Genomic DNA, 25340 nt, shown 5'->3' on the forward strand with positions numbered 1-25340 from the left:
CGTAACGCTAAGAAGACCCGCCCTCCAATAGGAGAGCGAGTCTTTCGCATTCCGGCAACGATTTCGATAACTATCGAGACAAGCCTGCCGCGAGCGCCTGCCAGTCTTCGAGCGTGGCGTCCTTGTGCAGCATGACGACCCGGCCGCCGCGCGAACCGATGGGCACCCGGTAGAGCACCGGATCGCCCTCCGGCTTCGGCGACGAGACGAACGAACGCAGTCCGAACCATTCGGGGTATATCGCAGGCATCTCGCCTAAGAAGACGTTGTCCTTGTTCTTCTGGAACAGATCGCTCGTGACGACGACAGTCCCTCCTTCGTCCGCGAACGCCCGCAACCGCGCCTCCAGCTCCGGATCGTGCACGATGTGAAGCGGAACGACGATCGTATGCAAGCCGTCCAGCGCGTCCCCCGGGCTTACGATGCGGTGGGACAGACGTTCGTCGTACAGGCTCTTGTACACGACGTCGACGACGTAGTTCGGATAGTACATCCGGTTGTGAATTTGGTGGCCCCAGACGCTGATCGTGTACGCCCACGAGCTCTCGAAGCTGAAGACGAGTCCGATGCCGGACGACGCGAACCGCGCCGGAAGGCTTCCCGCCCGTTCCTCGCCAGACCACGCCTGCATGAGCCGGTAGCTGTCCGTCGGCTCTCCCGTCGTCGTCACGAGCTCCTTCAAGCTCTGCTCCTGGCCGAACGGGAACGGTTTGAACTTGAACACGGTGAACCATTCGACGCCGCGTCCTTGCAACTGCCGCATCCCGTCCGCCAAGTTCGCCGCGTTCGGGCCGAACTCCATGAACCAGGAACGCCCCGGCTTCAGACTCTCGTTGAAGTCGGCGTAGAAGGCGATCTCATGCAGATGCTCGCTATAGAGGTCCATCCCCGCGACATCGAGATCGCGTACGAGCTCGGTCCATTCGACGTTGTCGCCCCAATCGAGCGGGAACCGGTTCGTCGTAATCGGGCGCGCGCCGCTTCGCGGACGAATGCGCGCGATCTGCTCGCGGCTGAACGTCACGATCGCGTCCGAACAGAACTTCGTGTACGCCATCTCGAGGCTGGGGTTGTTCTTCAGCCAGAGGTCGGTCTTATATAACATCGGCGGCGCGATCTGCGAGAACCTCTGGTATTCCATCGACCAGAACACCGTCCCCCACCGCTCGTTCAGCTCTCCGATATCCGCGAACTTCCCTTCCAGATCCCGTTGAAAAGCAAGCTTGCAATGGTCGCAGTGGCACCGCTTCTGCTCGCCGCCGTATTCGTTGTCGAGCTGCCAAGCGACGACGTTCGGGTGATCGCCGTACCGTACCGCCATCTCCTCTACGATTCGCAGCCCGCATCGCACGTATGCCGGCGCGTTATAGCAACGGTGTTGGCGCGCCCCGAACACGTTGCGCCGGCCTTCCTCGTCTACCGGAATCACTTCCGGATATTGCTCGACGAGCCAGATCGGCGGACTTGCCGTCGGCGTGCACAGGATGACGCCGAGTCCGTATTCCCCGGCCAAGTCGAGGAACCGATCGAGCCACCCCCACTCGAACCGGCCGTTGTCCGGCTCCATGCGCGACCAGGCGAATTCCGCGACGCGCACGCGCGCGATGCCCGCCTCGCGAATGCTCGCGAGGTCCGCGCCCCACTTCGATTCCGGGTTATGCTCCGGATAATAGGATACTCCAAGTCTCATGCTAGCCCCTCCCTTGTCACCTTCCATTATCGATGCGGGCGGGGACAGGGGATATAATACTTTGTCGCGATTCGTTGTCTTCTCTCGCCTTCTTGCGCGGGCAACCGGAGCGCGGTTCAGTCGAGCCTCGCGAGCACCGCGTGCTGCGTCACGGTGTGCAAGTCGCGCCATGCGCGGTTGATCGGATGATCCTCCATGAGAGCGGTCATGCCGACCAGCGGGAAAATATCGCGAGCCGCGTCCAGAGCGGCCTGAGCGGCTTGCTTGCTCGTTCGCCCCACCTCTTCCTCCCCGGAGGCGCCCAGTTGCCCGGACTCGACGAACGACGTCCACGTCGAGCCTACGACGGCGTAGAACGCATCCGAAGCTTCGCGCAGCGCCGCGGCCTGCTTCCCGATCCGCCCTCGCAGCGCCTCCAGCCATTGCGGCTTCTTCCGCGACCACTCCGTTGCCTTCTCCTCCGCGAATGCTGCCGCCTCTTCGACGAAGTGCCGCCCGACGCCGAGGCTCACCGCCGCGAACGACGTCTGGGCGAACGGCAGGAACGGGTATCGGAAGATCGGATCGTCGAAGTTCGGCGGGGACACAATATCGAACGTCATGTCGTCCGGCACGAACGCGTCCCGCACGACGATCGTATGGCTGTCCGTCGCCCGCATCCCGAACGCGTTCCAATCGCGGACGATCTCGACTTGGTCCGGCAAGAACGCGAACGATCGGTACGGATCGTCCGGTGACGGTTCGGCGCCTTCCGGCACGAGCCGGCAATTCGCCGTGAACACGCTCGCGTAAGTCGATCCGCTGCACGTGGACCATCGTCCGCTAGCGATATAGCCTCCATCTACCTTGCGAGCCGCTCCGTTCGGATGACCGCTGCCGGCGACGACGGCCTTATCGTGGGCGAATAACGCGCGCGCCTGCTCCGGAGGCAACGTCGCGGAGAAGAATCCGCCCCCCGATCCGATCGTGACCGCCCATCCGAAGCTGCCGTCGATCCTCGCCGCGTCATCGAACGCCCGGAGCGCCTCGGGCAACTGCAGCATCAATCCGCCGAGCGACTCCGGCACGAATAGCTTGAACAGTTTGTTCTCGTAAATATAGTCGAGCAACGCCGGATCGATCGTCCGCGCCCGATCCATGCTTGCCGAACGCTCCCTCGCCAGCTTCGCGATCGCATCGGTGAATAATACCGTCATAAGAGAATCTCCTCGCCATTTTTAGGATCATAAACATTTGTTTGTGTTATGGACATTTGTTATAGACGGGCGTACAATGAAACCAGATCAAGCGAAAGGGGCGCCGAGATGGATCGCGATACTCAGATTCTGGCCCTCATCCGGCACAATCCGTTCATTACGCAGAACGAAATCGCCGACAGCGTCGGCATTTCCCGGTCGGCGGTCGCGGGCTATATCGCCGCCCTCATGCGCAAAGGCGTCATTCGCGGCCGCGCCTACGTCCTCGCCGAGGATAACGCCGTGCTGTGCATCGGCGGAGCGAACCTCGACAGCAAGGCGACGAGCCTCCAAGCGATTCGCCCGGCTTCCTCGAACCCGGTCCGCGTCGAGCAGACCTGCGGCGGCGTCGCGCGCAACATCGCCGAGAACCTTGCCAGCCTCGCCTGCGACGTCTCTCTGCTGACCGTCATCGGCGACGACCAAGCCGGCGAATGGGTGCTGAAGGAAACCGCCAAGCGCGGCGTGAACACGAGCCTGACCTATACGCTGGCCGGGGTGAAAACCGGCACGTACACGGCGCTTCTCGACAACGCCGGCGAAATGCACGTCGCGTTCGCAGACATGGGCATCTATGACAAGTTCACGGTCGACATGATCCAAGACCGGTGGCCGCACATCGCGGCGTCGCGGCTCGTCATCGCCGACACGAACATTCCGGCGGATAGCCTGGCAGAGCTGATCAAGCGTTGCAAGGACGCCGGCCTGGCCTTGTTCGTCGATCCCGTATCGTCCAATAAGGCCGCCAAGCTGCCAGCCGACTTGTCCGGCGTCACGGCGATCTTCCCGAATACGGAGGAAGCCCACGAGCTCGCCGGCCTTCCTCCGACCGACTCGCCGGACTATCCCGCGCTCGCGGCCGCCATTCAACGGCGGGGCGTCGCGCACGTGTTCGTCACGCTCGGGCAGCACGGCATCTTCTACGCCGGCGAAGGGCAGAGCTGGCTGCTGTCGCCGATTCCGACCGACGTCGTCGAAGTGACCGGCGCCGGAGACGCGTTCGTCGCGGGAGTCGCTTACGGCATCCTGAGCGGCGCTTCGTACGCCGACGCTTGCAAATACGGGCTCACGGCCGCGCACCTTACGCTGCAGACGAGCCAATCGGTATCCGCCGACTTGAGCGAAGAGACACTACTACAGAAGATGAAGGAGCGATTCCAATGACATTGAACCCTTACTTGACTTATACCGACGAAGTCCGCGACGCGCTCGCGACCGGCAAGCCGATCGTGGCGCTCGAGACGACAATCATCTCCCATGGTATGCCGTACCCGCAAAATATCGAGATGGCCCGCAAGGTCGAGCAGATCATCCGCGACGAAGGCGCAGTTCCCGCCACGATCGGCATCATGGACGGCAAAGTGAAGATCGGCTTGAACGAGCAAGAGCTCGAAGCGTTCGCCACGAACAAGCAAGTGGACAAAGTCAGCCGCCGCGACTTCCCGTACATGCTGAGCTCCGGCCGCATCGGCGCGACGACGGTATCCGCGACGATGATCGGCGCGGCGCTCGCCGGCATCCGCGTATTCGCGACGGGCGGCATCGGCGGCGTTCACCGCGAAGGCGAAGTCACGATGGACGTCTCCGCCGACTTGACGGAGCTCGCCCGCACGAACGTCGCCGTCGTGTGCGCCGGCGCGAAGTCGATCCTCGACATCGGGAGAACGCTCGAGTTCCTCGAGACGCACGGCGTCCCGGTCGTCGGCTACCAGACCGACGAATTCCCGTCGTTCTACGCGCGGGAGAGCGGCTTCGGCGTCGACTTCCGGCTCGACGAGCCTTCGCAGGTCGCCGACGTGCTCCGCACGAAGTGGGCGCTCGGATTGGACGGCGGCGCGGTTATCGCGAATCCGGTGCCGGCGGAATCGGCGCTGAAGCAGGAAGAGATCGAAGGCGTCATCCAGCAGGCGCTGGACGAGGCGAAGGCGCAGAACATCGCCGGCAAGAAGGTGACGCCGTTCTTGCTCGCCCGCATCAAGGAGCTGACGGACGGACGCAGCCTCGCGACCAACATCTCGCTCGTTTACAACAACGCCAAGGTGGCGGCTCAGCTCGCCGTCGCGCTGGCGGCGAAATAACCGAATATCCGGCAACGCGCAAGCGGTCGTTCAGGCGTGCGCCTCTTACAGAGGCAGCACCTTGACGGCCGCTTGTTTGCCGCTGAGCTGAATGCCCGTCTCCTTCTTGCCGTTGCCCGCCAATTCCTTCAGCAGACGCTCCAGCAATTCCTTCGCCTGCGGCCCTTCCTTGCTGCCTTGCAGCTTCACGACGAACTGCACGGCGTTGCCCGAGGCGAGCAGCTTGTCCGCCTGCCTCATCTTCGTATCATAGTCGTGCTCTTCGATATTCGCCGTCAACCGAATTTCCTTCACCTTGAGCGGCCCGTCCTGCTTGCGCTCGGCTTGCTTCTCCTTGGCCGCGTCCTGCTTCGCCATGCCTCTGACGACGAGCTTGCACGGCGGCGGACTGCTGAACAGCGAGGTGCAGACGAGATCCGCCTTCAGCTCCTTCGCCATGCGCAGCGCTTCGTCCCGGGAGACGACGCCGAGCGCCTCTCCGTTCAACCCCGTAAGCAGCAGCTCCGCGGCTTTGATTTTCTCGTTCATGATGATCATGGCGATAACCTCCATTCGATAATAAAAAAAGCCCCCCTCGCATGGGCAGGCTAGCGCACGGCATCGTTAGGATGCGCGACGAAAAACGTCTCTACGCTGGCATTACCCAGATCAGATCGACGGTCAGCGGCATGCGGCCGCAATCTCAGCCCGACTTCATCGAGCACCCGTTTCGTATTTAGCGATTCAACTTTCTATAAGGTAACCCGAAGCGATCCGTTTGGCAAGCATATCCGGCGCTCTGGCGGGACTAGGCGAGCGGAAGGAGATCGCCGAACAAGTCGTCCAACGGGAACGAAGCGCAGGGCAGCTTGTCCGACGACACCGTATCCCCGGATTCGAACAACTCGGTCAGCTCGTAGTATCCGGTCGCGGCCAGAACGTAACGCTCCAACGTCCGGGAATCGATCTCGATGACCCAGTATTCGGGAACGCCGTGCTTCGCGTAGATCTTCATCTTCCGTACTTTATCCCGCGCCCTCGAACTAGGGGACAGTATCTCTACGACCAGATCCGGCGCCCCTTCCACTCCACGCTTCGTTACGATGTCCGCCCGGCTGCGATGAATAAGGAGTAGATCAGGCTGAAGCACGTTCGTGCGGCTCAAAATAACGTCCAGCGGCGCGGCTAAAATAAAATAATCCGACTTGCATCGTTGCAGGCGCAGAACCAGATCCATACTTACCGATTGATGGTTCGCCGTAGGCGACGGCGACATTGCTTCCAATGCCCCATCCAGCACCTCGTACCGCCTTCCGTCGTCCGGTAAGCTTGCGTACGCCTCGTACGTCACCGGCTGCTCGCGTACCCGATCTTCCTTCCGCTTGCGATCGTCCGTCATCCGTCTCTTCCTCCCTAACGCAAACACCCTTCAATCCAACACGTCGTGTTCGGCTGAAGGGCGCTTCCCGTTACTATTTGTTTCCATTATCTCATAACTTGAAGATACGTCAATCCGAAGCTCTCTACCCCCGCTCCAACGCCAACTCCCCGGTCGCGGGATTAACGAGCGCGATCCGCGCCTCGTAAGCCTCCTCGCCGTCCTTGCCGCCGAACTTGAGCTTCGCCGTCTTGCCCTTCTCGGCGAGGCTCTTCACCATCGCGTCGGTCAGCGAACGGCCTAAGCTTTCCTTCCAGATGACGAAGCCGCAGCCGGTGCGGTAGTTGCTGCAGCCGTAGCCTTTGCGGCCCATGAACAGATGGCCGCCGCAGCCCGGCCGCGGGCACGCGGCGACGACGCCAGGCGCGGCCGGAGCGGCAGTGGCGGTTGCCGAACCGCCCCTTGTGCCGCCCCCCGCGCTCTTCGCCGCCGTAGCGCGCGGAGACCGCTTGCCTGCGCCCTCGCCCGCGCCGGCCGCACGCTCGCCCGATGCCTTCGCGCCTCCCGCGGCGCGCTTGCCGCCCTTGCTCCCGCCCGCCGGCTCCGCGGAAGCGAACGCGTTCTTCTGCGCCGGCCGCTGATCGTTAACCTTGGCAATGATTAAGCGCGTGAACTTCTTCACGTTCTCCATGAACGTGTCGGCGGACGCTTGCCCGCGCGAGATCTCGTTCAACCGACGCTCCCATTGGCCGGTCATCTCCGGCGACGTGAGCAGCTCGACGCCCGCGCCGCGAATGAGCTCGACGGCGATGCGTCCCTTCTGCGTCAGCATGATCCGCTTGCCCTGCATGTCGACGTAGCCGACCTGCTTCAGCCGCTCGATCGTCGCCGCGCGCGTCGCCGGCGTGCCGAGCCCCGAATCCTTCATCGCGTCGCGCAGCTCGTCGTCCTCGATCTGCTTGCCCGCGCTCTCCATCGCCTTCAATAGCGTGCCTTCGGTATAGTGCTTCGGCGGTTGCGTCTCCTTCGCCTTCACCTCGGCGTCCTCGCAGCGCACGGGCAACGACGCGTTCAACTCGAACGGAGCATCGGTCTCCTCCGCCTCGTCCTCCTGCGCGCCGCCCGATCCGCCGCCGTCGTCCTTGCCTTCTTTTTTCCCGCTATCCTTCTTGCTCTTCTCCTGATCGCCGGCGTAGATGACCTTCCAGCCCAAGGACAGCAGCTGCTTCACCGTCGTCTTGAAGCTCTCTTCCTCCACCTCGGTGAGCACCGTGTGAACCTTATACTCCGCAGCCGGATAGAAGTGCGACAGGAACCGCTTGACGACGAGATCGTACAGCTTCTTCTCGTCGGGCGCGAGCCCCTGCGGCTTCTTAAGCGTCGGCATGATCGCGTGGTGATCCTCGACCTTCGTCGGATTGCACACCGCCTTGTTACCCGTATGGACGAGCCGCTTGTTCGCGCCTTGCACGAATTCCCCGTAGTCCGGCGAGCTCCGCATCGAATCGAGAACGCGATGCATCTCCGGAACGTTCTGCTCGTTCACGTAGTTGGAGTTCGTCCGCGGGTAAGAGATGACCTTGTGCTTCTCGTACAGCGCCTGCGCGACGTCGAGCGTCTTTTTCGCCGAGAATCCGAACTTGCCGTTCGCCTCGCGCTGCAGAAGCGTGAGGTCGTACAGCTTGAACGGGTATTCCTTCGTATCCTTGACGTCGTAGCTCGCGATCGTGCCCGGCTTACCTTTCACCTTGGCGGCGATCGCGTTCGCCTTCTCCTCGTCGGTAATCCGTTCGCCCTGCCAGATGCCTCGGTAGACGGTCGGCGCCTGCGCGAACATGCCGGTGATGTCGTAGAACTTCAGCGAGTCGAACGCTTCGATCTGCTTCTGCCGGTCGTAGATGAGCGCGAGCACCGGCGTCTGCACGCGGCCGACGGACAGCAGCTCGTTATGCTTCGTCGTGAACGCGCGCGAGCCGTTCATGCCGATGAGCCAATCCGCCTCGCTGCGCGCCCGCGCCGCCTGCGTCAAGTTCAAGTACTCCGCGTTGTCCTTCAGCTCGTCGAACCCGCGGCGGATCGTCTCCGCCGTCAAGTCCGAGATCCACAGCCGTTTCACCGGCTGACGTAGCCCGAGATGCCTGACGATGAGCGAGAAAATATGCTGCCCCTCCCGCCCCGCATCGCACGCGTTCACGAGCGCGTCCGCTCGAGTCGCCAGCTCCTTGATCACCTCGAGTTGATCCTTCGTGCGCGGATTCGGCAGCAGCTTGAACGCGTCCGGTATGATCGGAAGATCGCCGAAGCGCCACTTCTTGTACTTCTCGTCGTATAAGTCCGGCTCGGCCAGCCCGATGAGATGGCCGATCGCCCACGTAATAATAAACTTGTCGCCCTCTAGATAAGAGCGCCTATTCTGCGCTTTCGGCTCGATGACGGCGGCGATGTTGCGGCCCATGTCCGGCTTCTCCGCGATAATCAGCGTCTTCAACGTCGGAATCGCTCCTCGTATGCGCAAACAACGAACCCCCGGCTGACAGTAGGCCGTCGGCCGGGGGCGTTCTTCGCCACATTATCCTATACTTGTGATCATACCACGGCAACGCGCAACGCGCTATCCATACGCCGCCAAGCTCCTCAATCTACAGAATGACGATCCGCGTGAATCGTCGCGTTGATTTCCCCGCCCAGCAACAGAACGATCGCGCTGTAGTACAACCAAGTCAGCAAGATGATAGCCGCTCCGAGGCTTCCGTAGGTGTTGGAGTAGTTGCCGAAATGGTCGACGTAGACGGAGAATAACGCGGAAGCTCCGATCCAGGAGACCGTCGTGAACGCCGCGCCTGGCCATACTTCGCGCCAACCGAGGAGTCGGTTCGGCATCCGGTTGAACAGCAGCGCGATCGCGCCGAACACCGCGGCGACCGGCAAGACGAACCGGACGACGGTCCATAACGTCTCGAACGGTTCTAACGCCGGATAATGCTTGAACGCGTATTCTCCGATCTGATCGCCGAACACGAGCAAGGCAAACACGATAAAGATCGTCGCCGCGAGGAACAGCGTCGCGAGCAGCGACAGCCCGCGTACTTTCCACCAGACGCGGGTTTCCCGTACGTCGTATGCCTTGTTCATTCCTTTAATGAACGCGTTCACGCCGCCCGACGCGGCCCATAACGCGGCGAGCATCCCGAAAACAAGCAAGAATCCGCTACGGCCGGCGGACGTCTCGTTCACGATCGTCACTACCGTATCCGCGGACTCCGTCGGCAGATAACGGACGATTTCGCGGATCGCGCCATCCTTCTCGTGATAGAAGAAGCCGGCGACGTTGGCGACGAACAGCAGGAACGGAAACAACGCCAACATGAACGAATAGGCGAGTTGGGCTGCGAGCGCGGTGACGTCGTCGTCGCGATACCGCGCCCACAGCTTGCGTATGAAGCTCCGGTTGGCGAGCTTCCGGGCTTCGGCGGCTACGGCGGCATCGGCGGGACGGCGGGGCAGTTCGTTCGGCGCGGTTGCGCCGGTTCGAATGGCGGACATAGGGAATCACCTTCCATGCGGTAATGGGATTACGACTCATTACCCGCCGGAGGTAAGGATGATAGCCGAACGACAATAAAAAGCGCAGCAAGCGCCCCCGGCCGACGGCGGTCCGTCGGACGGAGGCGTTCCGACTGCGAGGAACGCGCTACACGGCTAAGACGGTCGCCTCCTTACGCCAGCTTCGGGAAGAGCCCGCCCGCCAGCTTGTCGCCGGTCGCGAGCCCGAGGCCGTCCGTGCACAGATGCCCCGCGCCGCTGTACGTCGTGCCGTCCGCCATGAAGACGATCGCCAGCGCGCGGCGCGGCTTATCCGACTTGTTCGCATGGGCGTAATGGAACGTAAGCCCGTTATGGAACGTGCAGCTGCCCGCCTTCATGCGCACGATCGCCGCCGTGTTCCGGTCCGCATCCGCGGCGTCCGCGAAAATATCCTGAGGATCGACCAGATCGATGCTCTTCAGATTGCGGATGCGCTGCGACTTCGGCACGAACATCATGCAGCCGTTGTTCTCGTCGACGTCGTCGAGCGCGATCCAGATCGAGAATGCGCCCGGCTCGTTCATCGGCCAATACGGCGTATCTTGATGCCAAGGCGTCGGCTTCGAATCGCCCGCCATCTTCAGCAGCGCGTGATCGTGGAACAGGCGGATGCCCTCGAACCCCGTCAATTGCTTGCCGATGTCGGCGAACCGGCGCGACAGGACGAACCGGGCCATGCCGCCGTGGTCTCTCCACGTATTGACCTTCTGGTTCAGCACCTTGTAGTACAGGCCGTCCGACGGCGAGTTGTTGGCGGATTTGCCCGCGGTCTCGCGCATCGCTTCTTCCAAATATCCGCGAAGCTCCTCGACTTCCTCCTCGCTCAGTACGCCGTCCAGCTGCACGAAACCATTTTCCCGATAATAATCGATCTTGCCCTGTTCAATCTTCATCTTGTTGTCCACCATCTCGCATTCCCCCTCGCGTAATCGCCTTGCTTATGCGTTAATAATACTAGCGACAGGCGATGCTCCTCTTGGAGGATCGATGAACGTTATTGGTGGATCTGCCAGACGAGGAGCGACGGACGGATGGAACAGCTATTGCGCAAGCAGGATTATATGCCCGACGGCGAATTCCCCTTCGTCGTCCAGAGGTACAATATCCGCAAAGGAACGGAAATTCCTTCGCATGCCCACGACTTCTACGAGCTCGTCTACGTCGTAAGCGGAAGCGCGACGCACGAGATGGCGGACCATCGCTACGCCCTGCGTCCCGGAGACGTGTTCATCCTCGAGCCCCATGCCAGCCACCGGTACGAGGCGTCTCCCCATGAAGACACGATCGTCTACAACGTGTTGTTCGACACGGCGTTCCTGCAGCGGGAGATCGAGACGTTGCTCCGGTTGCCCGGATTCGTCGACTTCTTCTACTTGGCTCCGTTCCATCGGGCGAGCGCGTCGTTCGTCCCCTTCATCCGGCTGGACGAGCTTCAGAGCGGGTTGCTGCTGGACAGCTTGAAGAGAATGGAAACCGAGCTCGCCGAGCGTCAGGCCGGTTACCCGCTTCTGGTCAAGAACCGCTGGATCGAGTGTCTGATCATGCTCAGCCGCTTCCACCGCGACGGAACGTCCGGCAACCGGCCGGAGCTGTCGGACCGGGAGAGGATCGAGTCGATCCGCCATCTGATCGAGACCAACTACACGCGGTCGTTCTCGCTCGAGCAACTGAGCAAGCTATGCGGGATGAGCGTGTCTTCCTTCACCGCCAAGTTCAAGGACGCGACGGGAATGAGCATGCTCGAGTATAAGCAATCGGTCCAGATCCGGCACGCCTGCCGATTGCTGGAGACGACGGACGACAAGGTCGTCGCGATCGCGCTGGAGACCGGGTTCGACGATATCAGCTTCTTCAACAGGACGTTCCGCAAAATAAAAGGAAGGACGCCCAAAGACTATCGTAGGCGTCCATCCGATTCCGATTCGTTATAGCTTCCATTCCTTAAATCGCTCCGACACATAGTCGGTTATCCATTGGTTCACTTGCCACAAGTCCGCGACGGGCACGTTCGTGTAAGGAATCGTGTGCAGATAACCCGGAGGGCCGAACTCCGCGGTGAACGTGGCCGAGGTGGCGCCTTGCTCCGCGCGACGCTCGAGAATGCTGCGCCACCAGCCCGTGAACAGCTCCAGCTCCGTCCGGTATTCCGGCGCCGCGGGATGCGGCACTTGCGGCCCCTCGGGATAGCCGACGCGTCCGTGAATATGAATCGTCCGCTCCATCGCGATCGCAAGATTGTCCGCCTGATCCTCCAAGTGCGATTCGCACACGTTCACCCAGTGGCTGAAGTCCGCGGTGACGCGCAGCTCGGGGAACTTCCGCAGCAGCCGCGCGGTCGTCCACGGCGTGAACATCGCGCGTTGACGGTGCGTCTCGTGGCCGATCGGAAGCCCGATTTGATGCTCGACTTCCAGCGCCGCCGAGTAGAACCGGTCCTGCTCGTCGTCCGTCATGCAATCGCGCGCGCTATGCGCGTTGATCATGATCGGCTTGAAGCTGGCCGCATACGCGACCTGCTCGCGGAAGCTGGCGATGTGATCGTCGCCGCCCGAGAACACTTGGGCGATGTATTCCATTCGGTACTGCTCCAGAAGCGTCATGAACCGCTCCCGTTGGTCCGCGCCCGGAGGCGCTCCCTCGATGCCCGCGTAACCCGCGGCCGACGCTCTGGCGAATTGCTCCTCCAGCGTCCCTTCCAATCCCCACAGCGCCTTGAACAATTTCAATTCCATTATCGTCGTCCCCCATCGCTTAAGTTCCTGCTATCGCCATCATAACCGTTAATGAAGCCTGCGAATAGCACATTTGTCCGCAAGCGGCCATATCGAACCAATCGCATCAAACTTAGGTAAATGATGTTAAATGTTTCATTGGACACGTTAAATGTGGTTTAATTAACTATGTAACTTCTTACGTATGTGGAGGGATCGTTATGCGAATTGAGCATTTTCTGCTGCCCAAGCATCAAGTGGCGTATCTCACGTCGAGCGCTACGATGCGCGAGGCGGTTGCGCACCTGGAGCGATGCCACTACTCGGCTATTCCGATCATCGACGATCAGACGGGCAAATATATCGGGACGTTATCCGAAGGCGATCTACTGTGGAAGCTGAAGAGCACGTCCGGCCTTACGTTCGATAATCTCGACACGGTGCCGGTAACGCAAATCAAAAAACGCATTCATCACGAATGCGTTCGGCTGGAAGCGGATTTGGACGACATGCTGACGCTCGCGGCCGATCAGAACTTCGTTCCGGTAGTCGACGATAGCGGCGTATTCATCGGCATTATTCGGCGCAAGGACATTATCGCGTATTATACGCGGAATATTACGGACTGAAAGACAACGGGTTCGCGACGATCGGGAGATCGAACGCGAGCCCGTTATCTTGTTGCGGCGCTAGGCGCGGTGCCACTTCATGACTTCTTCGACGGAAACATCAAGGACGTCCGCGACGTCCGCGGGCCTGGCTCCCTTGCCAAGCATGCGAAGGGCGACTTCCCGCTTGGCCTCTTCCCGGCCTTTCTCGATGCCTTTCTCGATGCCTTTCTCGATGCCTTTCTCGATGCCTTCCTCGATGCCTTCCTCGTAGCCCCATCTTTTCCAAGCCGGCATTAATTCCATGACGATCTCCTCCTTATCGGATTCGTTCGCGAGCAATTCTCGCAGGATGGACTCATCCTCTTCCTGGTTCGGTTTGTAGTACATATCGGCGACGGACATGATAAGCGCCATTCGCGCGTTGTCCAGCCGTCCCCGCATGCTTAGCAGCATGCTTAAGTAAGCGCTTCGGAGCTCGCGTCTGTCTCTCTTATTATATCCCATCTTCGCCAACAACGCAGCGGCTACCGGATTATCGGAGCCGATGAAGGCGCGCCAGTCTTGCTTGCGCAGAGCGACTTTGTAGTAGCGGAACCGCACGATCTCCATGCCTGGAACCGACATCGAGAACTCGTCCTCTCCTTCCCATCCGTCCGCGGTCGTGAAGACGGCGATCGGAATGATCAACCGGTGTTCCTTGCGGTGCCGCTCGAATAACTTGCCGAAATACGTGAACATTCTCTCGGCGAAATCTTCTTGCCGGTACGATTGCGGCTCCAAGTGCACGAGCACGTACGCGTCCGTCATCCTGTACTTGGTCTCGATCAGCAAATCGACCGTTCTTGCCTCTTCGCCGACGATATCGACAAGAAGCTCCTGCATGAGCAATCTCGTCTCTCCATGATCGAGCAACCGGTCCAACTCCGGAAAGAATAAAGCGATGAATTCCGCGAAAAACGTCTGCAACAGCTTCTTGAACGCCTCGTCGTGCGGCGTCGCGCCTGAACGCTTCGTCTCGTGCAAGACTGTCTCTCCTCCCCCCGAAAAGCAAAAACGCCGCCCGCTCTCCGAAGAGAGCAAGCGGCGCGTGCTTCGCGTCCGTGATCTGGTACTTCTAACCTTACCGCCGATCGCTTACGATGTCAATCGGGCGGGTTATCTTTCCCGCGCGCCCGCGACGTCTTTCCCTTGGCGGCGGGTTGGCACTTGCTCTTGCGGCGATCCGTGTACTGCCTTCCGTCCCGGGAACCACCAGTTGTATCGTCCGAGCAGCTTCATCGCCACCGGTACGAGCAGCATCCGGATGAGCGTCGCGTCTAACGCGATCGCGACCGCCATGCCGAAGCCGAGCATCGCGATCGGCACGACGCCGGAGAAGGCGAAGCCGGCGAACACCGCGACCATGAGCACCGCCGCCCCCGTAATGAGCGGGCCGGTCTTCTCCATGCCTTCCGCGATGCTCTCCTCGTGCCGGCCGGCGCGATCGTATTCTTCCTTGATCCGGCTTACGAGGAACACTTCGTAGTCGGTGCTCAGACCGAACAGCAGCGCGAGCAGCAACACGGGCACGAAGTGGATAATGTATCCGTTCGCCTCGACGCCGAAGAGTTCCGCCCCGTATCCGTTCGCGAACACGAGCACGAGAATGCCGTACGTCGCCGCGACGGAGAACAGATTCAGCACGATGGCCTTGAGCGGCAGCAGGATGCTGCGGAACGTCAGCACGAGGATGAGGAAGATCAGGACGAGCATGACGCCGAGCGCCGGCAGCAAGCTGTCGTTGATCGCCTTGGACGTATCCATTCCCGTAATCGTCTCGCCGCCGACGCTGAACGCCGTGCCGGCCGGCAAGTCCGCGGCGGGCAGCAGCGAATCGCGAATCCGTTCGACGACTGCTCTCGCCTCGTCGCTCGAGCCGTACTGGTCGAGCGTCACCTCGATCAAGCTCGTATGCCGATCGTTGCTGACGTAGCGCTTCGCCATCAGATTAACGTCCGCGGGCAGCGCTCCTCCGCCGTTCTGCAGCAAGCCGGAGACGGTCGCGGCATCCATGCCCGGGAAGAACGACAGCACCGACGACACGTTAATGACGTGTTCTTGCGCCCGCAAGTCGGACTCAAGCTTCGCAAGCTTGGCGAGCGCATCCGGCGTCGCCAGCTCGCCCGTCTCGTTACGCAGCACGATGCCGATCTGCCCGGCCGCGCCGATGCCGAACGATTGCTCGAGCAGATCGGAGCCTTGCCGCACCGCCGTATCCGCCGGCAGCGTCCGGATATCCGGCGAGTCCAGCTTCAGATCGAGCGCCGGCGAAGCGGCCGCGACGAGCGCCGCCAACGCCAGCACGAGGAACAGCGCGGGACGGCGCATAATGCCGAACGTCCATCTTCTCCATGCGCTTTCCTTGCCCGTCTTGCGTCCGCGGCCGAGGAACGGCAGCTTGCCTTTGTTGATTCGCGCGCCGAGGATGACGAGTACCGCCGGCAACAACGTCAAACTTGCCAATCCGGCGACAAACACGACGACGATGCCGCCGAACGCGATCGCCTTGATCGCCGCGAGCGGGACGACGAACAGCGCGGACATCGCGGCGATGACGGTGACCGCCGAGAAGAACACCGTATGCCCCGCGGTCGAAAGTGTGGTGACTATGGCTTCCTGCTTCGTGCGGCCCGCTTCGAGCTCCGCCTTGAACCGGCTTACGATGAATAGCGAGTAATCGATGCCGACCCCCAGGCCAAGCATCATCGCCGAGTTCGTCACGAATACCGACAGCTCCACTTCCCTGGCGACGAGGTAGACGATTCCCATCGCGACGAGCACGGACGCGATCGTCACGATGAGCGGCGTAATCGTCGCGACGAGCGAGCGGAACACGATCAGCAGAATAAGGATGATGAGCGGGAAGACGATCATCTCCGCCTTCGCCAGTCCTTCCTGGCTCTGCACGCTGCTCTCGCCCCAGAAGGCGATGCCGCCGACGAGATAACTCTCGAGTCCGAGACTCTCGCCTTGCAGGACGACGCGTTCTTGGTAGTCCGGCACGTTATTAATGACGAAGTCCGCGTCCATGCTCATATCGACGAGAGCGATGCTCATGTTCGGATCTTGCCCGACGAGCCCCGATCCGATGCCCTCGGAGGCATCCAGCACGCTGAACACGCCGGCCACGCCTTCTTCCGTCTTCAGCCGGTCCACGAGCTGGCGCAGCTTCTCGTTATATTCCGGCGTGCCGACCGCATGCTCCGAATCGCGGACGACGAGAGTCATGGCGCTCTCCGACCGCCCTTCGAATTCGCTCGCGAGCAGCTTCGCGGCGGCCAGCGAATGCGAGCCCGGCACGTCCCAGCCTCCGCCGCTCAGCAGCGGGGTCAGCTTGCCGAAGGCGATGCCTCCGAGCAGCAAGCAGACGATCCACGCGGTAACGACCGCCCACCTGACTTTATGAATCCGATTTCCCCAACCTGACAATAAACGATGCATCTCTCTCCACTCTCCTTAGTGCTTGTTTGAACGATCAAACAATCTATTTGAAAAAAAAGAGAGGCCTTTCCTTATGACTCTCTCTTCTCGCTCACCAACGACAAGTAAAATGCCCCAAGCATCTTCGCCAGCATCGCGTAAGCTTCGTCGTAATGGAACGACGGATCTGCGATTCGCTGCAACGCGAGTCCTTCGATCGTCGCATGCAGCACCGAGGATATCGGCCCAGCCACTTCGGGGGGAAATCCGGTCAATGTCTCCATCGTCTTGCGGAAGTGGTTGCCCTGCAATTGCAGCATCTCTCTGAGAATCGGCATCGCGGCGTCGTTGCGCAAGCCGATCGCGAACAACTCGTAGCGCAGCTTAGACCATTCCGGATCTTCGATCGCGCGCTGCTTCGGCACTTCCAGCAGGCCGGAGATCGCTTCGACGTCCAGCGGCCCCTTCCGGTCGAAGTCCAGCAGCTTGTCGATCGAGTTGCAATATCGCTCGGCTTCCCGGCGGAACACTTCCGCGAACAGCAGATCCTTGCTCTGGAAGTAATAGTTGATCAGCCCTTGCGCGACGCCGGCCGTCGCCGCGATTTCCTTCGTCGAAGCCCGGTCGTAGCCTTGTTTGGCCAATACCTCGTAAGCGGCCGTAATGATTCTGTCTCGTTTGTCGGCGTCTGTCATCGGCGCACCTCTGCATCGTAGAAGAGTGTAGGGAATGGTTCTGTTTTCCATTTGAATGAACGTTCAAACAGATATTAGCACGGTTGGGATGGGAAAGCAAGACCCCAATCCGATCGACGAGGATAGGGGTCTTCGCTATAGTCCGGTCAATCTCTAGCCCTGACTCGGATACTTCTCCTGCGTGAGCTTCACGGTTCTTCGAATGAGCTCCCGCATCGTCTCGACGTCAATGTCCGAGACTTTGTTAATGTACACGCACGATTTGCCCGTCGTATGCTTGCCAAGCTTGGCCAGCAACGCTTCGCGCTGCGGGTCTTCCGGCTCGAAGTAGAGGCTGATCTTCGCTTTTCTCGGCGAGAAGGCGGCGAGCGGGGCGTCTCCTTCGTGTCCGGACGCGTACTTATAGTGATACGAACCGAAGCCGATGATGCTCGGTCCCCACATTTTCCCTACGTAACCCGTCGTTTCCTCGAAAATATCGAGCAGCAAGTACGCGTCCGCCCGCTTCTTCTCCGTATCCGCGAAGTTCTCGATGAATTCGATGACGCTGTTGTCGGTCTCTCTCGTCTTGGTCTCGTACATGGCTAGTCCTCCCATACTTCTACAGAATAGACATCAATTCGATTACGCAATCCAGTCGATTCCCATGCGTCCGTACAACTCCTCCGTCCTCTAGAACCGGATATGCTTCAGCTTGACGATCAGCCGATCCCATCGCTTCCTCAGCGTGCTTCTCCTGTCGGGCAGTAGCTTCACTCCCGCTTCCTCCGCGATCAGTTCGACGATGCTCTCCACGGTTAGTCCGTCGGTGCGAATATGCCGCTCGAACCGTTCGTGCGAGAGACTCTCCACGCAACGGTCGATCTGCCGCGCGGGCCACGAGTTGCTCCCATCGCCCCTCGTTCTTAATCGTCTCAACAACGTCTCCGGGGAAGCCGCCAAAGCAAAATGCTTGATCTCGACCCCGCCCGCCCTTAGCCCGCCCACGATCTCATCGAAATACTGCGGGTTCACGAGCGTCATCGGCACGATGATCGTCCCCGCATATTGGTTCGCCATCATCCGCAGCATATCCCGGTTGAACGACCGCCAGATCGGCAAGTTCTGAAAATCCCCGTCGTCGATTCCCTTCGGTGCGTTCTTCCTCACGAAATACCCGACATTCTCCGGGTCGTAGATATGCGAGCCGGGAAGCCTTCGGTGCAGCTCGTGAGCAGTCGTCGTCTTGCCCGCGCCGAAAGCCCCGTTAATCCAAATGATCAAGCGGCTCACCTCTCACGGCGTATACGTCGTCCCGTCTTCTCTACCGACGATGACCGACTTCGTCATCCCCGGGAACAACCCCGATTCGACGACTCCGGGAATGCTTCGGATGCGTTCGTTCAATCGTGCCGGGTCGGGAATGGCATGAAACGAGCAGTCGATAATGTAATTCCCGTTATCGGTTATATACGGCTCGCCATTCTCTAACCGAAGGGAAGGCTCGCACTGTAGCTTCGCTAAGTTCTTCAAGGTAAGCTCGACGGCAAAAGGAACGACTTCGACGGGAACCGGGAACTTGCCCAGCGTCGCGACGAGCTTCGATTCATCGACGATGACGACGAACGCTTGACTGTTGTAAGCGAGAATCTTCTCTCGCAGCAACGCGCCGCCCCCGCCTTTGATCAAGTTGAACTCCCCGTCGACCTCGTCCGCGCCGTCGATATAGATGTCGATGACATCGACCTCGGCTAGAGATAGGAGCGGGATGCCGAGCTCTCCGGCCAATTGTTCCGTTCGCGCGGAGCTCGACACCGCCCTGATCGCGAGACCCTCTCCGACACGCTCGGCGATTCGGCGTATGGCCCAGTAGGCGGTTGATCCCGTGCCCAGCCCTACGATCATGCCTTCACGAATACGTTCCGCGGCTTGCTCGGCTGCTGCTTTTTTGGCGTTCATAGGTTTCTCCTCCTCCATGTGAACATGATCATCGCTTCCCCTTTCCCCATCATAGCTTGGTGTTTTTGACCTGTCTATGTCGCGCGCGACCCAAAAAAGAGAACCGCCGATCGTCTCCGGCGGTTCTCCCTGAATCCCGTCTATTCGCTACGCCAGCTCCAACAGCCACTTCTCGACTTCGCGCATGGCTCCGTCGCTCGATAAGATACCGTCGTGGTCGGCGTCCAATATCATCCGCACCTTCGCCGAGTTATGTTCGGCGAACAGCGGCGCGTATTGCCCCGGAATGAACACTTCTTCCTTCTCCCCGACGAGCACGAGCGTCGGCTGGGTCATCGCCTTCAGGTTGCGTTCGTACTTGGCGTTCGGCGACCGCGACAGCAGCAGCCTGTAGCTGAGGTCGAGCGTCTCCCGTCCATGCCTGCGCGCGGGCGCCTTGTCGTTGTGCATGACGGGAAGGCGATTGAACGTCCGGATGCCGATCGCGTTGATCATCGTCAGCGTGGCGATGCGCGGCATGTTGATCCGAATCGCGCTTCCCGGATCCTTCTCGTGATTAATCGGCGCCTTCGGATGAATCGCCGGGGCCAAGAGCAAGTATCCGCTAATCTGCCGCGAGATCGGCCGCACGGCGAGACGCAGGACGTTGCCTCCCCCGCCGGAGTGCCCCGCCAAGATGAGCTTGCGCGCCCGCGGCTCGCGTTGCTCCAGCCACTTCGCCAAGTCCTCGATATCGTGATCGTGCTGGCCGACGTATTCCACGTCGCCTCTGCGAATCGGATGCAGGCCGTACCCGCGTAGATCGGGCACGACGACTTGCGCCAGCCGCTTCCGGGCGATGAATTCGGCGAGCGGATGCAAGTACTGTCCGTCTTCCGAGATGCCGTGCAGCAGGATGACCAGCTTATCGCTATCCGCGCGGTAATGGCGGTAGCAGAGGGATCTTCCGTCCCTCGCTTCGTAAGTCTCGATGGGGGGTAACGCCTTCTCGAACATGGTTGGCCTCCGACGGTCGACTATTGACGAGCTAATCGTTGTATGTCCTGCGGATTGAGTACGGTAGGACCGTCGCCCTTAAGCGAGGCGTTGATCATCGCGTGCCCGACTTCCTTCAGCGTGAGGAGATGCTTCGAGAACAGCGGGCGAAGCAGCGGGTACAACCAAGTAATCAGAACGGCGTACTTGGGCACGTTCTTCAATCCCTTGGTCGGATGCATATAGCCGGGACGGAACATGAACGCCCGCTTGAACGGCAGCTTCAGCAGATCGTTCTCCGTCTTGCCCTTCACCCTCGCCCACATGCTGCGGCCTTGCTCGGTGCTGTCCGTTCCCGCCCCCGTCACGTAGCAGAACGTCATGCCCGGATTCAATCGGGAGAGAGTCTCGGCCGCGTGCATCGTCAGATCGTACGTCACCCTGCGATAGTCCGCTTCCTTCATGCCGACCGACGATACGCCGAGGCAGAAGAAGCAGGCGTCGTATCCGCTAAGCTGCCCTTCGATCGCGGATAGGTCGTAGAAGTCTCCATGCACGATTTCCTTCAGCTTCGGGTGCGATACGCCGCACGGCCTGCGGCCGATGACGAGTACTTGCTCGACTTCCGGATGCTGCAGGCATTCGTGCAGCACCCCTTCGCCGACCATGCCGGTCGCTCCCGTTACGATTGCTCTTATGGTCACGAGGGACATCCTCTCCGGTCCGAATCGATGCATTCCCGCTCATTCGCGACAATGCGTTTACCGCCCATTATACCACAATTTCATCCGCTTTTATTTTCGGCCCGGACAGGCTTATACTGAGAAACATAAGGAGGGGTTTCCATGTGCGGACGTTATACGATCGTGGTATCCATCGAGGAACTGATGCTGAGGTATCTCGTCGACATGCCGATAACCGGGCACCATACGCCCCGCTACAACGTCGCGCCGATGCAGCAGGTGCTCGCGGTCGTGAACGACGGGGAGAAGAACCGGCTCGGAGAGCTGCGCTGGGGGCTCGTCCCTTCTTGGGCGTCCGACGACCGCGTCGGCTCCAAGATGATTAACGCGCGGGCGGAGACGCTGCTGGAGAAGCCTTCTTTCCGTACGCTGGTCGCGCGCCGAAGAGCGCTCGTGCCCGCCGACGGCTTCTACGAGTGGAAGCAAGCGGGGGACAAGAAGCAACCGATGCGGATTACGATGAAGGACGGCGGCATCTTCTCGATGGCCGCCTTGTACGATACATGGACGTCGCCGGAAGGCCGCCGGATCAGCACCTGCTCGATCATTACCACGACGCCGAACGAGCTCATGGCGGACATTCACGACCGGATGCCCGTCATCGTGCGCCCCGAGGACGAAGCGTTCTGGCTCGACCGCGGCAACGCGGACACGGCGGGGCTGATGAGCTTGCTGCAGCCTTACGATGCAGGCGCGATGCGGGCATACCCCGTCTCCCCGATCGTCGGCAACGTCAAGAACGACGTTCCCGAATGCATCGAGGAGCAGATGGTTTTGTTCTAAGCATCGGTCGGTTCGTCGAGCGACAGCGCGGCTTTGCCGCTAATGAGCGTCCCTATATCGCCGCCCTCGCAGATCGCCCTCATCGCGCCCGGCTTGTCGAAGTTGAACACGTGGATCGGCAAGCCGAAATCCCGCGCCAGGATGAACGCGGATTGATCCATCACCGTCAAGTTGCGCTGCAGCACGTCGTTGTAGTGCATGGACTTGAACTTGCGCGCGCCCGGATCCACCTTCGGATCGGCGCTCAGCACGCCGTCCACTCCTTGCTTGGCCACGAGCAGCGCGGCGCATCTTACCTCGATAGCCCGCTGCACGGAAGGGTAGTCCGTCGTAACGAACGGCTGTCCGTTGCCCCCCGCGAAGATGACGATGTAGCCTTTTTCCATATGGTGAACCGCTCTTAATCGTATGTATGGCTCGGCGACGGCGCTGACCGGCAAGGCAGTCATGACGCGCACCTCTCTGTCCGTCTTCGCCTTCAGGACGCCGCGGAGCATCAGACTATTGATGACCGTCGCCAGCGTGCCGATATTGTCCGCTTCCGCCCGTTCGATGCCCCACGTAGAAGCCATGCTCCCGCGAAAAATATTGCCGCCCCCGACGACGAGAGACACCTCGACGCCCATATCGACCACGGACAGAATCTCGCTCGCGATATGCTCCAATCTCGCCGGATCGAAGCCGAACTCCCCGCTGCCCGCGATCGCCCCGCCGCTTAGCTTGATCAACACCCTCTTGTACTTCGGCATCTTCCCGCCTCCCCTATCTACTCTATGTAATTGAACGATGAATATATGATTCGGACAGGTAGGAAGATTTGGGGGGAGGGGGCCGGCTAACGCCCAAAAAGCATCGGAGATCCGCGTCGGCTGTTCGCTTGACACCTCGCCGGGAGCCTTGGTATAGTGAACGCACACAACTGAATTCGGACCGCTTACGAAGGAAGCACCCGTAAGAGAAGGCGAAATACGCCTTTCTTGCGGGTGCTTTTTTGTTCGTTGCGCGTTGTCCGATAAATTCCAATCCGGAGGGATATCCATGTTTAAGCTGTCCAGTATCGCCGCGACGTTGCTTCTCGTCCTCGCCGTATCGATCGCCGTGCCCGGCTCCGCCTTGGCCGCCGCGATCGAACTTACCGCCCCGATCAAGACCGACTTCGACAAGACCGTCGCCGCGGCCGGCGGCACGACCGCGACGAAGTTGAAGCAGTCTTATCCTTCGCTGCAGGCACTGCTGAACGAAGACATGCAGCTCGAAGCGCAGATCAAGGCGCTGCATTACGCCAACGAAGAGGCGGCGATCGCGCTCCGCAAGGCGATACGGGACATCGACCGCGCCAAGCTGGACAAGCTTCAAGCCGAAGTCGACCGGATCAAGGCGAAGTACAAGCCGCTGTTCGACGATTATACGAAGCTGAACAAGCAGATCTCCGCCGCGCGGGCGTTGAAGAGCAAGACTTTGAACGCGGCGCTTAACCTTCAAGCGAACGCGATGAAGATGGCGACCCAGCTCGCGCGGGAAGACATCCGCGCGAAGGAAGCGGCGCTGAAGGCGGCCAAGACGTCGGCTGCCGCGGCCGTCAAAGCCGCGCGCGCGACGCTCGGCGAGACGGACGCGATCAAGGTGCAGATTAAGGCGTACAAGAGCGCCGCCGCCTTGCCTCGCAAGAGCCAGTCGCCCGTCTGGACCAACTTCAAGCATGCAATCAAGAAGCAGGACGTTCGAGGCGCCATGGACGCGCTCGAGACGCTCGTCTCGCTCGCGAAGCAGATCGCGGAGAAGCAGCGGCAAGCGCTCGCCGCCGAGAAGAAGATCGCCGACGTCATCGTCAAGACGAAGGCGCAGATCGGGATGAAGTAGGGGGACGGCCGAAGAGGGTTTGCGGATTAGACGTCATCCGGCGGCAGTTGTCCGAAGTTGCGCTCGATGAATCCGATCAACTCCCGCTCGTTCTCCCGGCCGTCTTCTCGAACGATGGTGGATAGCCATGTGACGCCCGCCATCATTACCGCTAAGCCGATGATTGCTTCCGCCGTCTCGGCCAGCGGGATGACCAAGCTCTCTCGACCGGCTACGGCGATCATGAAGCAGGCAGCCATTGCCAACAAGAAGAAGAACCCGATCGGATCCGTTAGTCCTTTGTAGGTGCGATACGTAACGACCGTCCGTCCCCCCCTGCGGGAGATTCTGCCGAACGCCCGGTTGAATATCGGGTGGCGCCTGGTTTTGCCGTCCCGGTAGGACAAGCAGAACCAGCCTAGCTTCGTCCATCCCGTCATCGCGGGCACGCCGAAATTCAAACTGAACCGATCGACGTTTTGTCGAATGAACGATTTGCAATTTTCCGCCGTGCGCGGGGAAGTCAGTCTTCGTTTCATGAGGCTCACCTCGACCTTTGCGTTATGCTATGATAGGGGGCATGAAGGAGTGGACGAACCGATGGCTTTAAGCATTCGTTTGGAGACGGACGGCGATTTCGAAGAAGCGGCCCGGCTGCGCGCCTCCGTAAGAGTATTCAAGAACGACCACATGATCGATAACGGCGGCGTCGTGCTTCGATTCGACGACAACACCGTCGTCGTGCAATCGAGCGTCAGCGAGATCGCGTACCATGCGCGGCGGGAGTGCGAGTTTTTCATGGTGCGGCAGCGGTAGAATGCGGTATGCGCGCCAACACAGAGAGATCCTCTAGTTAACCAGGGATCTCTCTCCTCTTTTAGAAATATAATATTTCTTCTATACTCTCTTTGCCCATCTCTTGCAATTTGATATATATGACTCCCTTACCCTCGCCCTCCAATTGCCCGATAGAGATCTGAAGCAATTTATTATTCCGTTCTTCCAATCTCCAACTATATCCATTCCATCTGCCGGTAACTTTCTGATCTTCTGAAGCTACGATTTCATTGCTGTATTCGAGATCTCCAAGTACTGTGCTGATCGTATTCTTCGTATTATTGAAAGTAAACTTCTTTAGTACCGGCGATTCGGCATTAGTAACCGTAACCTGTCCTCGGTCTTTCTCGATTTGGATCGTAACCTCTTTTTGCTTGATCATATTCATGTAATCGTTCAAGCTTTTAAAAAACGAATACTCTTCCTCGGTTATCCCAAGCCTCTCATCATAGGGCAATGGTTCACCCTCTTTCAAATTTCCAAGCATATTCGTGTACCATTCCATATGCTCGGCTAAACTCTCTTGCATTTGTTGCGTCAATCGCTCGGCCTTCTCGCTAATTCCGTTTGGTAACCCAACTACCATCACATCTGCCGAGTAACTGTCATCAACAAATATCTCGTTAACGAAGCTGGAAATCTTTGTATCTTCTGATTCTGTCGTATTTGAAATTTCTTTGTCTATTGCGGGGGCAGTCAATAATTGTTCGCTTGAATTAGAAGTCGTTGAACCGCAACTTGTTACAATCATAAGAGATACGATAAAAACGATCACCTTGAGCTTCACTTCGTTGGCTCCTTCTA

The 25340-nt window shown here is 59.8% G+C and carries 26 protein-coding genes; 7 read left to right on the forward strand and 19 right to left on the reverse strand.

The genetic code is table 11. The features are described from left to right. Positions 1–70 precede the first annotated feature (70 nt). Together ACFQZG_RS19755 and ACFQZG_RS19760 are read right to left on the reverse strand one after the other, a co-directional pair. A complete protein-coding gene (locus ACFQZG_RS19755; RefSeq protein ID WP_378155622.1) occupies positions 71–1690 on the reverse strand; it encodes a beta-galactosidase in 1620 nt (539 codons plus the stop codon). Positions 1691–1806: 116 nt separating this feature from the next. Continuing rightward, entirely contained in the window at positions 1807–2886 is a 1080-nt protein-coding gene (locus ACFQZG_RS19760; protein WP_378155624.1) for an acyl-CoA dehydrogenase family protein, read from the reverse strand. Positions 2887–2994: 108 nt separating this feature from the next. On the opposite strand from ACFQZG_RS19760, the gene ACFQZG_RS19765 reads away from it, so the two are divergent. Further along, on the forward strand, positions 2995–4089 hold the full coding sequence (locus ACFQZG_RS19765; protein ID WP_378155626.1) for a carbohydrate kinase: 1095 nt from the start codon (positions 2995–2997) through the stop codon (positions 4087–4089). A gap of 2 nt (positions 4090–4091) precedes the next feature. Further along, the gene (locus ACFQZG_RS19770) at positions 4092–5003 is read left to right on the forward strand and encodes a pseudouridine-5'-phosphate glycosidase (protein ID WP_378155885.1); all 912 of its coding nucleotides are present in this window, start codon (positions 4092–4094) and stop codon (positions 5001–5003) included. A gap of 45 nt (positions 5004–5048) precedes the next feature. On the opposite strand, the gene infC is transcribed toward ACFQZG_RS19770, so the two are convergent. The 5 genes from infC to ACFQZG_RS19795 all read right to left on the reverse strand — a co-directional run bounded on the left by infC (position 5049) and on the right by ACFQZG_RS19795 (position 10853). After that, positions 5049–5540 (reverse strand): translation initiation factor IF-3, encoded by a 492-nt coding sequence (gene infC / locus ACFQZG_RS19775; RefSeq protein WP_378155628.1) that lies wholly within the window; start codon positions 5538–5540, stop codon positions 5049–5051. Positions 5541–5790: 250 nt separating this feature from the next. Continuing rightward, complete coding sequence (locus tag ACFQZG_RS19780; RefSeq protein ID WP_378155630.1) at positions 5791–6381, reverse strand: Uma2 family endonuclease; 591 nt, start codon at positions 6379–6381, stop codon at positions 5791–5793. A gap of 124 nt (positions 6382–6505) precedes the next feature. Further along, a complete protein-coding gene (locus tag ACFQZG_RS19785; protein WP_378155632.1) occupies positions 6506–8848 on the reverse strand; it encodes a type IA DNA topoisomerase in 2343 nt (780 codons plus the stop codon). Between the two features lie 146 nt (positions 8849–8994). Further along, complete coding sequence (locus tag ACFQZG_RS19790; RefSeq protein ID WP_378155634.1) at positions 8995–9903, reverse strand: YihY/virulence factor BrkB family protein; 909 nt, start codon at positions 9901–9903, stop codon at positions 8995–8997. A 173-nt stretch (positions 9904–10076) separates the two neighbouring features. After that, positions 10077–10853: a phytanoyl-CoA dioxygenase family protein gene (locus tag ACFQZG_RS19795; RefSeq protein WP_378155635.1), complete on the reverse strand. Its 777-nt coding sequence runs from the start codon at positions 10851–10853 to the stop codon at positions 10077–10079. A gap of 123 nt (positions 10854–10976) precedes the next feature. Here ACFQZG_RS19795 and ACFQZG_RS19800 point away from each other — a divergent pair, with 123 nt between their 5' ends. Continuing rightward, complete coding sequence (locus tag ACFQZG_RS19800; protein ID WP_378155637.1) at positions 10977–11876, forward strand: helix-turn-helix domain-containing protein; 900 nt, start codon at positions 10977–10979, stop codon at positions 11874–11876. Here the strand turns inward: ACFQZG_RS19800 and ACFQZG_RS19805 are convergent. Beyond that, positions 11871–12677: a sugar phosphate isomerase/epimerase family protein gene (locus ACFQZG_RS19805; RefSeq protein WP_378155639.1), complete on the reverse strand. Its 807-nt coding sequence runs from the start codon at positions 12675–12677 to the stop codon at positions 11871–11873. The genes ACFQZG_RS19800 and ACFQZG_RS19805 overlap by 6 nt on opposite strands. A gap of 200 nt (positions 12678–12877) precedes the next feature. On the opposite strand from ACFQZG_RS19805, the gene ACFQZG_RS19810 reads away from it, so the two are divergent. After that, complete coding sequence (locus ACFQZG_RS19810) at positions 12878–13285, forward strand: CBS domain-containing protein (RefSeq protein WP_378155641.1); 408 nt, start codon at positions 12878–12880, stop codon at positions 13283–13285. A 60-nt stretch (positions 13286–13345) separates the two neighbouring features. Here ACFQZG_RS19810 and ACFQZG_RS19815 read toward each other — a convergent pair whose 3' ends face one another. The 8 genes from ACFQZG_RS19815 to ACFQZG_RS19850 form a co-directional block, all read right to left on the reverse strand. Beyond that, a complete protein-coding gene (locus ACFQZG_RS19815) occupies positions 13346–14290 on the reverse strand; it encodes an Rpn family recombination-promoting nuclease/putative transposase (RefSeq protein ID WP_378155643.1) in 945 nt (314 codons plus the stop codon). 132 nt (positions 14291–14422) lie between these two features. Then, entirely contained in the window at positions 14423–16747 is a 2325-nt protein-coding gene (locus ACFQZG_RS19820) for an MMPL family transporter (protein WP_378155645.1), read from the reverse strand. A gap of 71 nt (positions 16748–16818) precedes the next feature. Continuing rightward, positions 16819–17421, reverse strand: a complete 603-nt coding sequence (locus ACFQZG_RS19825) for a TetR/AcrR family transcriptional regulator (protein ID WP_378155647.1) — start codon at positions 17419–17421, stop codon at positions 16819–16821. 153 nt (positions 17422–17574) lie between these two features. Then, positions 17575–18003 (reverse strand): DUF1801 domain-containing protein, encoded by a 429-nt coding sequence (locus tag ACFQZG_RS19830; protein WP_378155649.1) that lies wholly within the window; start codon positions 18001–18003, stop codon positions 17575–17577. A 90-nt stretch (positions 18004–18093) separates the two neighbouring features. After that, the gene (locus ACFQZG_RS19835) at positions 18094–18684 is read right to left on the reverse strand and encodes an AAA family ATPase (protein WP_378155651.1); all 591 of its coding nucleotides are present in this window, start codon (positions 18682–18684) and stop codon (positions 18094–18096) included. A gap of 12 nt (positions 18685–18696) precedes the next feature. Then, entirely contained in the window at positions 18697–19359 is a 663-nt protein-coding gene (gene rpiA / locus ACFQZG_RS19840) for a ribose-5-phosphate isomerase RpiA (RefSeq protein ID WP_378155652.1), read from the reverse strand. A 147-nt stretch (positions 19360–19506) separates the two neighbouring features. Further along, a complete protein-coding gene (locus tag ACFQZG_RS19845; RefSeq protein ID WP_378155654.1) occupies positions 19507–20355 on the reverse strand; it encodes an alpha/beta hydrolase in 849 nt (282 codons plus the stop codon). Positions 20356–20375: 20 nt separating this feature from the next. Then, on the reverse strand, positions 20376–21038 hold the full coding sequence (locus ACFQZG_RS19850; protein ID WP_378155656.1) for an NAD-dependent epimerase/dehydratase family protein: 663 nt from the start codon (positions 21036–21038) through the stop codon (positions 20376–20378). Positions 21039–21179: 141 nt separating this feature from the next. Here ACFQZG_RS19850 and ACFQZG_RS19855 point away from each other — a divergent pair, with 141 nt between their 5' ends. Next, on the forward strand, positions 21180–21860 hold the full coding sequence (locus ACFQZG_RS19855) for an SOS response-associated peptidase (RefSeq protein ID WP_378155658.1): 681 nt from the start codon (positions 21180–21182) through the stop codon (positions 21858–21860). On the opposite strand, the gene pyrH is transcribed toward ACFQZG_RS19855, so the two are convergent. After that, positions 21857–22609: a UMP kinase gene (gene pyrH / locus ACFQZG_RS19860; RefSeq protein ID WP_378155660.1), complete on the reverse strand. Its 753-nt coding sequence runs from the start codon at positions 22607–22609 to the stop codon at positions 21857–21859. The genes ACFQZG_RS19855 and pyrH overlap by 4 nt on opposite strands. A gap of 289 nt (positions 22610–22898) precedes the next feature. Between pyrH and ACFQZG_RS19865 the strand changes: the two genes are divergently transcribed. Continuing rightward, positions 22899–23720 carry a hypothetical protein gene (locus ACFQZG_RS19865; protein WP_378155662.1) on the forward strand — a complete coding sequence of 274 codons (822 nt, stop codon included), beginning with the start codon at positions 22899–22901 and terminating at the stop codon, positions 23718–23720. Positions 23721–23746: 26 nt separating this feature from the next. Here the strand turns inward: ACFQZG_RS19865 and ACFQZG_RS19870 are convergent, their stop codons facing one another. Next, positions 23747–24238: a hypothetical protein gene (locus tag ACFQZG_RS19870; RefSeq protein ID WP_378155664.1), complete on the reverse strand. Its 492-nt coding sequence runs from the start codon at positions 24236–24238 to the stop codon at positions 23747–23749. A 61-nt stretch (positions 24239–24299) separates the two neighbouring features. Here ACFQZG_RS19870 and ACFQZG_RS19875 point away from each other — a divergent pair, with 61 nt between their 5' ends. Further along, on the forward strand, positions 24300–24515 hold the full coding sequence (locus ACFQZG_RS19875; protein ID WP_378155666.1) for a hypothetical protein: 216 nt from the start codon (positions 24300–24302) through the stop codon (positions 24513–24515). 61 nt (positions 24516–24576) lie between these two features. Here ACFQZG_RS19875 and ACFQZG_RS19880 read toward each other — a convergent pair whose 3' ends face one another. After that, positions 24577–25323 carry a hypothetical protein gene (locus ACFQZG_RS19880; RefSeq protein WP_378155668.1) on the reverse strand — a complete coding sequence of 249 codons (747 nt, stop codon included), beginning with the start codon at positions 25321–25323 and terminating at the stop codon, positions 24577–24579. Positions 25324–25340: the final 17 nt, after the last annotated feature.

Origin of the sequence: Cohnella sp. GCM10027633 (assembly GCF_042675445.1) — a bacterium.
Classification (GTDB): domain Bacteria; phylum Bacillota; class Bacilli; order Paenibacillales; family Paenibacillaceae; genus Cohnella.